General features: G+C 64.4%; 9 protein-coding genes and 1 pseudogene. 8 read left to right on the forward strand and 2 right to left on the reverse strand.

Annotated features, from left to right (window positions below):
* Both ACTHNR_RS12830 and ACTHNR_RS12835 read right to left on the reverse strand, forming a co-directional pair.
* A pseudogene (locus ACTHNR_RS12830) lies at nt 1-707 on the reverse strand (hypothetical protein); the annotation flags it as partial.
* Between the two features lie 130 nt (nt 708-837).
* A complete protein-coding gene (locus ACTHNR_RS12835; RefSeq protein WP_440548023.1) occupies nt 838-1869 on the reverse strand; it encodes an AraC family transcriptional regulator in 1032 nt (343 codons plus the stop codon).
* 157 nt (nt 1870-2026) lie between these two features.
* Here ACTHNR_RS12835 and ACTHNR_RS12840 point away from each other — a divergent pair, with 157 nt between their 5' ends.
* From ACTHNR_RS12840 to ACTHNR_RS12875, 8 genes are all read left to right on the forward strand, one after another.
* Nucleotides 2027-2965, forward strand: coding sequence for a 3-keto-5-aminohexanoate cleavage protein (locus ACTHNR_RS12840; RefSeq protein WP_440548024.1), 939 nt, complete (start codon nt 2027-2029; stop codon nt 2963-2965).
* Nucleotides 2966-3081: 116 nt separating this feature from the next.
* Entirely contained in the window at nt 3082-4422 is a 1341-nt protein-coding gene (locus tag ACTHNR_RS12845; protein ID WP_440548025.1) for an MFS transporter, read from the forward strand.
* A gap of 57 nt (nt 4423-4479) precedes the next feature.
* Nucleotides 4480-5271, forward strand: a complete 792-nt coding sequence (locus ACTHNR_RS12850; protein ID WP_440548026.1) for an SDR family oxidoreductase — start codon at nt 4480-4482, stop codon at nt 5269-5271.
* A 93-nt stretch (nt 5272-5364) separates the two neighbouring features.
* On the forward strand, nt 5365-6105 hold the full coding sequence (gene fabG / locus ACTHNR_RS12855; RefSeq protein WP_440548027.1) for a 3-oxoacyl-ACP reductase FabG: 741 nt from the start codon (nt 5365-5367) through the stop codon (nt 6103-6105).
* A 172-nt stretch (nt 6106-6277) separates the two neighbouring features.
* A complete protein-coding gene (locus ACTHNR_RS12860; RefSeq protein ID WP_440548028.1) occupies nt 6278-10000 on the forward strand; it encodes a hydantoinase B/oxoprolinase family protein in 3723 nt (1240 codons plus the stop codon).
* 97 nt (nt 10001-10097) lie between these two features.
* Entirely contained in the window at nt 10098-10868 is a 771-nt protein-coding gene (locus ACTHNR_RS12865) for a DUF969 domain-containing protein (protein WP_440548029.1), read from the forward strand.
* Nucleotides 10865-11815, forward strand: a complete 951-nt coding sequence (locus ACTHNR_RS12870) for a DUF979 domain-containing protein (protein WP_440548030.1) — start codon at nt 10865-10867, stop codon at nt 11813-11815. The genes ACTHNR_RS12865 and ACTHNR_RS12870 overlap by 4 nt, the downstream gene beginning before the upstream one ends.
* A gap of 97 nt (nt 11816-11912) precedes the next feature.
* The gene (locus ACTHNR_RS12875) at nt 11913-12845 is read left to right on the forward strand and encodes a LysR family transcriptional regulator (RefSeq protein WP_440548031.1); all 933 of its coding nucleotides are present in this window, start codon (nt 11913-11915) and stop codon (nt 12843-12845) included.
* The last annotated feature ends 220 nt before the right edge of the window (nt 12846-13065 follow it).

Below are 13065 nucleotides of genomic sequence, written 5' to 3' on the forward strand. Positions count from 1 at the left end.
GCGGCGACGGCCGGCGCCGATGCGCCCGGCGCCGCGCCCGATGCGGCTATCGGGGCAGAGCCGCTTCCGCCCGCGCCGACCGCACTTGCGCCACCGGCCGCGGCTACCGCGGCGTCCGAAGCCGACGGCGCCGCAAGCGGCTGCGCCGTTGGCGTCGATCCGGGCAGGCGGAACAGCGAATCGACGTAATACCCGACGGGCCACTGATTCGCAGCGGCATTGGCGTCGCCGCGATCGACCGCGAACGCAGCCGGCGCGGCCTTCGCCGCCGCCTGCGCGCCGACGCGGCCCAATGCAGGAAGCATCGCGGCGAACAGCGCGGCCGTCGCCAGCGTGGCGACGGCCCAGGTCAAGAATCCATGCGCGGTATCGCGGAAATACACTTCGTCGACTTCGACGGCAGGCCATCGATGCCTTAAACGCCCGGCCAAATACCCGCCGAGCCCGGACGTGAGAATTTGCGTCACACAGACCCAAATGATGGCGGCGACGCCGAATGTCGTCGCGCTATCACGGGCCGAGTGCCAGGGCGAAAGCGCGGCGAGGCCGAGGCCCGTGCCGAGCGTGAGCAGGATGAGCCCGAACGCCGCGGCGGCCACGGCGCCCGCGAAAACGGCGCCCCACGAAACGACGCCGGCATGAAGCCGCCATTCGGTTCGATCTTCGACGTAGGCGGCAGGTCGGACAGGTGCGTTGAGTTCGGCCATAGCGAGTCTCCGTGAGCCGTGCAAGACGCCGGCTCGTGTCATGCGGTTCGGTCGGTGGTGCGGAATGAACGCATGAGCAGCGGAGCATGGTCCGTGCCTGTTCGGCAGGCATCGAGTCGAACTCGATCGCCTACGGCTGATCGCGTATCTCGCCCGGGCCTTTGCCCGTCCAGCGTTTGAGCGCTCTACGGAAATTCGCCGTGTCCGTGAAGCCGACCAGCATGGCGACATCGTCGGCGCTCAGCTTCGTCGTCTTCAGGTACTCCGTGGCCAGCGAGCATCGCACGTCGTCGACGATCGCGACGAACGACGTTCCCTCGGCCACCAGCCTGCGCCGGAGCGTGCGGCTCGTCATCTTGAGCGCCTGCGCGACGAACTCCATGCTGGGAAAAACCCCCGGCTTCTGCATCAACAACTGGTAGATCTCGCCCGCTACTCCCGACGAAGTCTTCGCTTGGCCGATGAGCCTGTCGCACGTCTCTTGCAGCAGGGCCGCCGAATGCCGGTGCGCGAGATGCGGCTTCATCTCCAAGATCGCGCTGTCGTAGATCAACTGGCATGTGTCGGCCTCGAACTCGCACGGACAGCCCAGATACTCGGGATAGATGGAGGCGTAGTCGGGTGCGGGATAGGTAAAGCGCGCAAGAATCGGCGGGCAGCGCTGACCCACCACGTCCTGCAAGTGAGTCACATGCTGCGTGTACTGCTGCTCCAGCAGGAATTGCTGCACGTCGTGCGGGAGATTCGACGAAAACGCGTCGGGAAACGTCCACACCGACGCGTCGGGGTTCTCGGTCCACTCGATGGTCACGGTGGGTGTCGCCAGCCGGTGGTATTTGACGCCCAGACGGAAGTAGTCTCGAAGCGAAAGACACGACATCAACGCGTACCCGTACATGCCATACGCCGCGAGATGAAGACGGGCGCCCGTTCTGAACGGCGTGCTCGGGTCGCGCGAGAGCGCCACGGCATTCCTGCATACGGCCGCGTATTGGCGCACCGAGGTCATGACCGATGCGTCGTAAATTTCCTCCGGAGACACCCCGCTGCCCTTCAGACTGTCCTCGGGAGCAATGCCTTGCTCCGCCAGCACCTCGACCAGCGCGGCGATCTTATAGGGCGCGTAAATGCGCTCGTTCAACAGCGGAAACTTCGACGACACAGCCTCTCCCCTCGATGTCCTACGGGGACATCAGCTTGTCCGTTAAAGACCTTACGCCGCGAATCGTATCTGACTAACATCCGCAGAACAAGATACGAGGCCGCCACGATGACGTCACGCGCGACCGTGTCGACGCCTCAATTGAAAGGACAGCGAATTGAGCCACCCCCGCAACAAAGTGATCATTACGTGCGCCGTCACCGGATCGGCGCATGTGCCGTCGATGTCCGAGTATCTGCCTCTGACGCCCGACGACATCAAAACTCAAGCGCTCGAAGCCGCCGAAGCCGGCGCGGCGATTCTGCACCTGCATGCCCGCGATCCCGAAGATGGCCGTCCGACTCCCTCGCCCGAGGTTTTCCGTCAATTCGTCCCGGCCATCGCCGCCCAAACCGACGCCGTCATCAACATTTCGACGGGCGGAAGCACGCGCATGACGCTGGACGAGCGCCTCGCCTACGCGCGGGCGGCCAAACCGGAGATGTGCTCGCTGAATATGGGCTCGATGAACTTCTCGCTGCATCCCGTCGCGGCCAAGATGGCGTCCTGGCGCTTCGGCTGGGAAAAGGCTTACGTGGAAGGCATGGAGGACATGATTTTCCGCAATACCTTCCGCGACATCCGCAACATCTTGACCGAGTTCAGCGACTACGGCACCCGCTTCGAATTCGAGTGTTATGACGTGGGGCATCTGTACAGCCTCGCCCACTTCATCGACATCGGGCTCATCAAGCCGCCGTTCTTCATTCAATCGGTGCTCGGGATCCTGGGCGGCATCGGCGCCGATCCCGAAAACCTCGCCGTCATGCGATCGACCGCCGACCGGTTGTTCGGGCGCGAGCATTACCAGTTTTCCATTCTCGGCGCCGGACGTCACCAGATGTCCCTCGTCACGCTGGGTGCAATCATGGGCGGAAATGTCCGCGTCGGATTGGAAGACAGCGTTTACCTGTCGCGCGGCGTGAAGGCGAAATCGAACGCCGAACAGGTCCGCAAAATTCGCCGAATCCTCGAAGAGCTTTCCTTCGAAATCGCGACGCCGTCGGAGGCACGGCAGATTCTCGGCCTCAAGGGACGGGACAACGTCTCGCATTGAGTAGCGGGCTCCACGCATCGCGTGAGCCGAACGACATCATTCCCGCCGCCCGCGCATCGCCCCTTTCGCGACGCGGACCACCATAAAAAGCGAGCGGGACAATAACTGGAGACATCATGAGCGCAACAACCGCTGACCGCAGTTTGGGCGAGACACATTGGCTTGCGACCCGCAAGGCGATGGTCAGGCTCCTCCCCTTGATGTGCGCGATCTACTTTCTGTCGTTCATCGACCGAACGAACGTCGCGCTAGCCAAAAACGCGCTGGCGGCGGACCTGGGCATCAGCGCGGCCGCCTACGGCCTCGGCGCCGGGATCTTCTTCATCGGCTATGCGTTGTGCGAGGTACCGAGCAATCTTGCGGCGCACCGGTTCGGCCCTCGCGCGTGGATCGCGCGGATCGCCGTCACCTGGGGCGTGCTGTCCACGGCGATGATGTTCGTTCGGGGCGAATGGTCCTTCTACATCCTTCGCGTATTGCTCGGCGTTGCCGAAGCGGGGCTCTTTCCGGCGCTGATGTACGTGGTGACGCTCTGGTTCGCCCCGAAGGATCGCGCCGTCGCGGTGGGCTGGATCTACACCGCGCCCTCCGTCGCGCTCATTCTCGGCAACCCGCTCGGTGCAAGCCTCATGCAGCTCGCAGGGATCGGCGGGCTTCGCGGATGGCAGTGGATGTTCCTGTTGGAAGGCTTGCCCACGATCGTTTTCGGCATCGTACTGTTCTTCAAGCTGCCGAATCGCCCGTCCGAGGTTCGATGGCTTTCGCGGCAGGAAGCGCAAGCGCTCGAAACCAACGCGGCGATCGACACGCACGGCCATGCCGACCTGACTTCCGCTAACTGGATCGCCGCGCTCAAACGGCCGACCACGGTGGTCATCGCGCTGATTTACTTCTTGAATCAAGTCGCCTTCGTCGGCCTCTACTTCTTCACGCCCGCGATCGTCGCGCAGATGCACGTGAAATCGCCGGTACTCGTCGGTCTGCTTTCGAGCAGCGTCGGCATCGGCTTCTTGCTGGGCGTGTTGACGCTTCCGCGTATCCACCGCCGCATCGTCAACGAATGCGGTTTTCTCGGTGTGTTGACAGCGGGCGTCGTCGTCAGCGCATGCGCGTTCATCGCGATCCACGAGCAGGCCGCGCAAATCGTTTTGCTCGGGGTGACGGGCTTCTTCGCCGGCGGGATCTTGCCTTCGTACTGGGCCGTCGCCATGAAACGGTTGCAAGGCGTGCAGGCCGCCGCGGGGCTCGCCTTCATCAATACGGTCGGCTTGCTCGGCGGATTCGTCGGTCCCTATCTGTTCGGACTTGCCGAGACGATGACCGGCCGCAGCGACGCCGGCTTTAACGTCGTCGTGGTCGCATCGGTGCTCGGCCTGTGTCTCGTTCCGGCGCTCGCCAAAGCCATTCAGTCCGACCAGCGCCCGATCGCCTCGGCCTTGACGACCTCCAAAGGCTGACGCGGCAGAACCTCGCAATTTTTGCAGGCAGTCAAACCCACGTTGTCGGTGCGAGACATGAATACCTTCGAATTGTTGAAACCGCGGCCCGGTCTACGCGTTCTCATTTCCGGCGCGGGCTCCGGTATCGGCGCGGCCATTGCCGACGCATTCGTGCAGACGGACGCACAAGTCTATGTGTGCGATGTCGACCCTGCCGCGATAGAGCAAACCAAGCAACGAAACCCGAAGCTGCACACAGGGATCGTCGATGTGGCCGATCGCGAGCAGGTAGACGCCATCGTCGACGATGCGCATAAAAAGCTCGGGGGCCTGGACATCCTCGTCAACAACGCGGGCATCGCGGGCCCGACGGGCGACGTCGCCAGCGTCGAGCCCGAGCAATGGGAGCGCACGATCGCGACCAATCTGAACAGCCAATATTATTTCTTGCGCAGGGCCGTGCCGGTTCTGAAAGCGTCGTCGGATCGCCCCGGCATCATCGCGATGTCGTCGGTTGCGGGCCGGCTCGGCTATGCCTTTCGCACACCGTACGCAGCAACGAAATGGGCCATCGTGGGGCTCGTCAAGTCGCTGGCCATCGAACTCGGGCCGAGCAACGTCCGGGTCAACGCCATCTTGCCGGGTGTCGTGCAAGGCGAGCGCATGGATCGCGTGATTGCGGCAAGAGCGCAGTCGACCGGCGTGCCGTTCGACGAAATGAAACAACAGTACCTCGACAAGATATCGCTTCGGCGAATGGTCACGGTCGAGGATATCGCAGCGCTGGCGCTTTTCCTCGCCTCCCCCGCCGGGCAAAACATATCCGGGCAAGCCATCAGCGTCGACGGCAACGTCGAATATCTCTAGGGCCGCGGCGTCCGCCGGCGAGCCGGGCCGCATGCCGGCATCGACGGACGTCGTCTCACCTGCAACAACGACAGATTATGAAGGCGTAAACCGATGAGACTCAAAGGAAAGATCGCAATCGTGACGGGAGCCGGACAAGGAATCGGGGCCGCGACCGCGCGCAAATTCGCGCGCGAGGGCGCCGCCGTTGCGGTGTGCGACTTGAATGCAGACGCCGTGAATGCCGTAGTCGGCGCATGCCGCGAGTCGCGCACGGAAGCGATGGGCGTCGCCGTCGACATCGCCGATCGGCAAGCCGTGCACGACATGGTCGGCCAGGTGCTCGAGCGATTTGGACGCATCGACATCCTGGTCAACAACGCGGGCATCACACGTGATGCCCGTCTGCAAAAAATGACGCCGGAGCAGTTCGAGCAAGTAATCGACGTCAACCTGCGGGGCGTCTTCCACACCACCCAGGCCGTGGTCGATTGCATGGTCGAACAGCAAGCCGGCGTCATCCTCAACGCGAGTTCGGTGGTGGGCATCTACGGCAACTACGGACAATCGAATTACGCCGCGTCCAAGTTCGGCGTGATCGGATTCACGAAGACGTGGAGCCGCGAACTGGGTCCCAAGGGCATTCGCGTCAACGCGGTGGCGCCAGGCTTCATCGACACGCCCATCCTGGCGACGATACCCGACGAGGTACTGGAAAAGATGCGAAGCCAGGTTCCGCTGCGGCGGCTGGGACAACCTGAAGAGATCGCCAACATCTACGCCTTCCTGGCGAGCGACGAGGCCAGTTACATCAACGGTGCCGTTATCGAAGCTTCGGGCGGCATGACGCTATAGCCGTCCCGGGGAATACGCAGCGTGGACCGCTCGCGCTGCGCCCCCCCTTCTCGCCATCGACTTTTTTTATAGGGCGAATTTATTTTTCTGCCTGGACTCGCCGTCGTCGTCGCTTCCAAAATCCGACCAACAAGAGCAAAGGCTTGGCGCGCGCCCACTCGGCGCGCAGCCGATGGCCGCCCACTGTGGACAAAAGGTCGAGGTGACGGAAGTGAAACCCCAAAACAACGCAGCACAAGAGCACGCTAGTTTCGAAAACGACACGCAAGCGCCGACGGCGAGCGATAGCCGCTGGCAATTCTGGGTCGACCGCGGCGGCACGTTTACCGATATCGTCGCAAGAAAACCCACCGGCGAACTCGTCACGCACAAGCTGCTGTCGGAAAACCCCGACCGGTATCGCGACGCCGTCGTGCAGGGCATCCGCGATCTGCTGAACCTTTCCGCAGACGAAGCGCTTCCGCAAGATCGCATCGAAGTCATCAAGATGGGCACGACCGTCGCCACGAACGCGTTGCTCGAACGCAAGGGCGCGCGTACGCTGCTCGCCATCACGCGCGGCTTCGCCGATCAACTGCGCATCGGCTACCAGGAACGCCCCGACATCTTCGCGCGGCACATCGAACTGCCGTCGCAAATGTACGAGCGCGTCGTCGAGATCGACGAGCGCATCGACGCGCACGGCACGGTGCTGCGTCCGCTCGACGAAACCGCCACGCGCGCAGCGCTATCCCAGGCCCGCGCGAGCGGCATTACGTCGATCGCCATCGTGCTGATGCACGGTTATCGCTTCCACGAGCACGAACTGCGCGTAGCCGACATCGCCCGCGACTGCGGCTTCACGCAGATCTCCGTCAGCCATCAAGCGAGCCCGCTCATGAAGCTCGTCGGGCGCGGCGATACGACGGTGGTCGATGCCTACCTCTCCCCCGTCCTGCGCGACTACGTCGATCGGGTGATGCAGCATACGGGCTCGGTTCGCCTCATGTTCATGCAATCGAGCGGAGGCCTCGTGGATGCCTCTCGTTTTCGCGGCAAGGATGCGATCCTCTCCGGCCCCGCAGGCGGCATCGTCGGCGCTGTGAAGACCTGCGAGGCAGTGGGCGAAAGCAAGGTCATCGGCTTCGACATGGGCGGCACGTCGACCGATGTCGCGCACTATGACGGCGCCTACGAGCGCGTGTTCGAAACGCAGGTGGCCGGCGTACGCGTACGTGCTCCGATGATGGACATTCATACGGTCGCGGCGGGCGGCGGCTCGATTTGCAGCTTCGAAAACGGCCGTTTCAAAGTCGGCCCCGAGTCGGCCGGCGCTTATCCGGGGCCCGCAAGCTATCGCAACGGCGGGCCGCTCACGGTGACCGACTGCAACGTCATGCTCGGCCGCGTGCAAGCGGACCATTTCCCGCACGTGTTCGGTCCCAACGGCGACTTGCCGCTCGACGTCGACATCGTCCGCGGGAAGTTCGCCGAACTCGCCGAACAAGTGGAGCGCGAGACGGGCCGCGCGATGAGCCCGCAGGCCGTGGCCGAAGGCTTCCTCGCCGTCGCCGTCGACAACATGGCCCAAGCGATCAAGACGATCTCCGTCGAGCGCGGGCACGACGTTTCGGATTACGCGCTGTGCGCGTTCGGCGGCGCCGGCGGCCAGCATGCCTGCGACGTAGCCGATGCGCTCGGCATGAAGCGTATCGTGCTGCATCCGTTCGCGGGCGTGCTGTCCGCGTTCGGCATGGGGCTGGCCGATTTGCGCGTGCTGCGCGAACGCGCCGTCGAAGCGGTGCTGGAGGCCGGGACCGTGGAAGAACTCGGCGGCATCTACGGTGCGCTGGAAACGCAAGCGCTCGCGGAGCTGTCGGCGCAGCGCATTCCCGCCGACCGTGCGCGCGTGACCCGGTCGGCGCGGCTCAAGTATCAAAACACCGACTCCACGTTGGAAGTGCCGTTCGGCGACGAAAGCGCGATGGCCGTCGCCTTCGCGACACTCCACCGCAAACGCTATGGGTTCGTCATGACGGGCAAACCGCTCGTCGTCGAATCGATCGTCGTCGAGGGCGTGGGCCTGACGGAAACGACGGCGCTGGCCACGGCCAGATCCGCTGCGTCGAACGCCACGCCGGCCGACGCTCGCGTCGCGATGTTCGTCGCAGGCGAAGAAACCCAAGTGCCGCTGCATGTTCGCAAGGATCTTTCTGTAGGCGCGCGACTCGAGGGCCCCGCGCTGATCTCCGAAGACATCTCGACGATCGTGCTGCAACCGGGCTGGTCCGCGGTTCGACTCGAAGACGGGACACTGCGCCTCGAGCGAAACGCTGACACCGATGCGCAATCGAGCGCAGGGACCGCTCATGCGATCACGACGGCTCGTCACCCCGTGCATCTGGAGATCTTCAACAACATCTTCATGTCGATCGCTCAGCAAATGGGGGCGACGCTCGAGAAGACGTCGTACTCGGTCAACATGAAGGAGCGGCTCGACTTTTCGTGCGCCGTCTTCGACCGCTCGGGCGGCCTCATCGCGAACGCGCCTCATATTCCCGTGCATCTAGGATCGATGAGCGACAGCGTGCTCAGCGTCATCCGCCAACATGGCGCGACGATGCGGCGCGGCGATGTCTTCATGCTGAACGTGCCGTACAACGGCGGGACGCATTTGCCCGACATCACCGTCGTCATGCCCGTCTACGGCGATGACGGCCAACTGCTGTTCTACGTTGCGGCTCGCGGGCATCATGGCGACGTCGGCGGCATCACGCCGGGCTCGATGCCGCCCAACAGCACGATCATCGAGGAAGAAGGCGTGCTGCTCGACAACGTCAAGATCGTGGCCGAAGGCACGTTCCTCGAAGCGCCGGTGCGCGCCCTGTTCCGTGCGGGCCCTTACCCCAGCCGCAACGTCGATCAAAATATCGCCGACCTGACAGCGCAGATCGCCGCGTGCGAATGCGGCGCGACCGAACTGCTGCGCGCCGTCAAGCGCTACGGCGCCGACGTCGTGCTCGCCTACATGGGCCACGTGCAGGACAACGCGGAAGAAGCCGTGCGCAACGCGATCTCCACGCTGCATGACGGCGAATTCGCCTACGAGATGGACGACGGCGCGGTGATCCGCGTCAAGGTGTCGATCGACGGCGAACGGCGCCAAGCGCGCGTCGACTTCAGCGGCACCAGCGCGCAGCGCGCGACGAACTTCAATGCCCCGTGCTCCGTCTGCAAAGCGGCGGTGCTGTATGTGTTCCGCACGCTGCTGAGCGACGATATCCCGATGAACGAGGGCGTCTTGCGTCCCGTCGACATCGTGATTCCCCAGGGTTCGATGCTGAACCCCGTGTACCCCGCCGCCGTGGTGGCGGGCAACGTCGAGGTCTCGCAGTCGATCACCGACGCGCTCTATGGTGCGCTGGAAGTGATGGCCGCCTCGCAAGGCACGATGAACAACTTCACGTTCGGCGACGACGCGCATCAATACTACGAGACGATCGCGGGCGGCTCCGGGGCCGGCGGGACGCACCCGGGCACATCGGCGGTGCAGACCCACATGACGAACTCGCGGATGACCGATCCCGAGGTGATCGAGTGGCGCTTCCCCGTGATCGTCGAACAGCATGCGATTCGCTCGGGCAGCGGCGGCGGCGGCCGCCACGCGGGCGGTGACGGAGCCGTGCGGCGTATCCGCTTCATGCGGACGATGACGGCGAACATCCTCGCCAACCGCCGCCGTGTCCCGCCGTTCGGCCTCGCGGGCGGCGAAGCGGGCAGCGTCGGGCGCAATTGGATCGAACGGGCGAGCGGCGAGGTGGACCACTTCGGCGCGACGCACACGGCCACGGTCAACCCCGGCGATGTGTTCGTCATCGAAACGCCGGGCGGCGGCGGATACGGCCCCGCCGCGTAACCCTCACTACCACGAGCGCGATGCCGTCAACGCGCCACACCGTCCGTCCCGCGTCCAGCGCGGGACGGTATCCACCCGCTGCCAAGGAGGACCATCCGTGCATACCGCAGTGAATCTCTATCCGCTCATCGGCGTCGCCGTGATCGCCGCCGGTTTTCTGCTGCGATTCAACCCGATGCTGATCGTGGCCGTGGCCGCGATCGCCACCGGTTTCGCCGCGCACTTCCCGCCCGATCATGTGCTCTCCGCCATCGGAAGCGGCTTCGTCAAGACACGCGTGATTCCGCTCATCATCCTCTTGCCGCTTGCCGTGGTCGGTCTGCTCGAGCGGCACGGCCTGCGCGAGCGCGCGCAAATGTGGATCTCGGGTATTCGCGCCGCCACGCCGGGGCGCTTGCTCATGGTGTATTTGTTCGTGCGCGAGATCACCGCCGCGCTGGGCCTGACCGGGCTCGGCGGCCATGCGCAGATGGTTCGGCCGCTCGTTGCGCCGATGACCGAGGGCGCCGCCGAAACGCGCTTCGGCACGCTGACCGATGCCGTCCGCTACCGGCTGCGGGCGTTCGCCGCCGCCTGCGACAACGTCGGGCTGTTCTTCGGCGAAGACATCTTCGTCGCGTTCGGCGCCATCGTCTTGATGGTGACGTTCCTCAAGGAAGCCGGCATCGTCGTCGAGCCGATGCACGTGGCGGTGTGGGGCATGCCGACCGCGCTCGCCGCATTCCTGATTCAAAGTTTCCGCCTATACCGGCTCGACCGTTGGCTGGCACGCCATGCCGGTGGGACAAAGCCCGCCTCGGAGCCGGAGCCGCATCGCCATGACGCCGGCCAGCACGACGCCGCACAGCCGCAAGGAGAAAACGCATGATCGTCTCGCTCAACGCCTTTTTCTGGCTGCTCGGCATCCTGCTGTTCGTCATCGGCGGCATCATCGTCAGCGACCGCGCCCATCCGAAGCGTTTTCTCGCCGGCGGGTTCTGGATCGTCTACGGCGTTATCTTCCTTGCGGGCGATCGCCTTCCCACCGACGTGGTCGGCGTGCTCGTCATTGCGATGGCCGTGGTCGCCGGCATCGGCGGCGTGGTCGGCGCCAAGCCGAACATGCCGTCGGAAGACGCGCGCCGTACCAGCGCCAAGCGGCTCGGCAACACGCTCTTCCTACCGGCGCTGACGATTCCGCTCGTGACCGTCGTGGGCACGCTGCTCGCGCCGCGGCTCGTATTCGGCGGGGTCGCGCTGATCGACCCGAAGAATGCCACGCTCGCGTCGTTCGGTATCGGCTGCGTCGTCGCGTTGATCTTCGCTTGCGTGCTCACGCGCGACTCCGCCCAGCAATCGGTCAAGGAGGCTCGGCGCCTCGTCGACGCGCTGTCGTGGGCCGTCGTGCTGCCCCAACTGCTCGGCATGCTCGGCCTGGTCTTCGCCGATGCGGGCGTGGGCAAGGCCGTCGCGCATTTGATAACCGCGTACATCGATCTCGACTACCGGCTGCTGGCCGTGGCCGTCTACTGCGCGGGCATGGCGATCTTCACGATCATCATGGGCAACGGCTTCGCCGCCTTCCCCGTGATGACAGGCGGCGTGGCCGTGCCCGTGCTGATCGGCGTGTTTCACGGCAATCCGGCGCCGATCGCGGCGATCGGCATGTTCTCGGGCTACTGCGGAACCCTCTTGACGCCGATGGCGGCAAACTACAACATCGTTCCCGCGGCGCTGCTCGAACTGCCGAATAAATACGGCGTGATTCGGGCGCAGGTGCCCACGGCGATCGCCTTGCTGATCGTCAACATCGTGCTTTTGAACGCGTTCATGTGACGCAACGAAGGATGTTTGGGAACGAACGGCGAGCAACGGTTGGATGAAACGCATACATCCGGCCCTTGCTTGCTTCGAGCGAAGGTGGAGCGCCGGCGTGAATCTGAAGTTTCTCGAAACGTTTATCTGGGTGGCCAAGCTTCACAGCTTCAGCCTGGCGGCGGAAAAGCTCCATTCGACGCAAGCGGCCATCTCGAGCCGCATTTCGGTGCTCGAACAGGACCTCGGCACGAAGCTGTTCAATCGCGAGCCGAAGGGGGTCACGCTCACGCGCGCGGGCGAACGCGTGCTGCATCACGCCGAGATCGTCAGCCGCTCGATGCTGGAGCTCTACGCCTCGGTGCAGGACGAAAACCTCGTGGCCAGCACGATCCGGATCGGCGCGATGGATAGCGCCATCCATTCGTGGTTCGTCGATTTCGTGGCGGACGCGACGCACCACTACCCCAATCTCGACATCGAAGTCACGACCGAGACCGCGCTGAACTTGAACGAGCAATTGCGCCATGGCATGCTCGACCTCGTCATTCAAACCGACATGGTGCGCGACGAGTCGCTGCGCAGCATCGAGGTGCTCGAACTCTCGATCGATTGGATCGGGGCGGCCGATGCGGACACGCGCTCCAAGCAGCCGGACGAAACCATGACGGCCGCGCTGCGCCGGATCGGCGCGGAGCGTCTCATCACCTACTCGCGCCATTCCCGCCCGCATCAGGATCTACTGCGGCTGATGCAGTCGTACGGCGTGAACGATGCGCGCGTGAGCTGCGTCAATTCGCTCGCGGCGATGATCCAGCTCACGCAGGCCGGCTTCGGCGTGGCGGCCATGCCCTCCGCGCTCGTCCTGGACTTGCTGGACAAGGGCGTGCTTCGCAAACTCGAGGGAATGGAGACGCCGCCGCCGCTGCCGTTCGTCATCGCTTGGCGCACGGGCGCCAACCGGGCGGAACGCCTGGTCGAGATCGCCACGCAAACCGTGCGCAAATTCGCGCAACGCGTCGGCGGCGACGCGGCTCGCGTCCTCGCTTGATCGCCCGTCTGCGCCGCATGCCGCGACGCGCGCCAAAGAACGTCTACGCACTCCCGTAGCAGCTCACCTTCTCCGATCGAACGCCGCGGCCGCGGCCCACACCTTCCCCGGGAATTTTGGCGCGGATGCCCGCCATGACGAAAAGTGATACCGTTCCACGGCGTGCAATCGTTCGGGCTCCCGCCACAGCAAGTGCGCCGGTGGTTCCTCCGCATGCACG

It is taken from the genome of Trinickia sp. (assembly GCF_051954495.1).
Taxonomy (GTDB): Bacteria; Pseudomonadota; Gammaproteobacteria; order Burkholderiales; family Burkholderiaceae; genus Trinickia.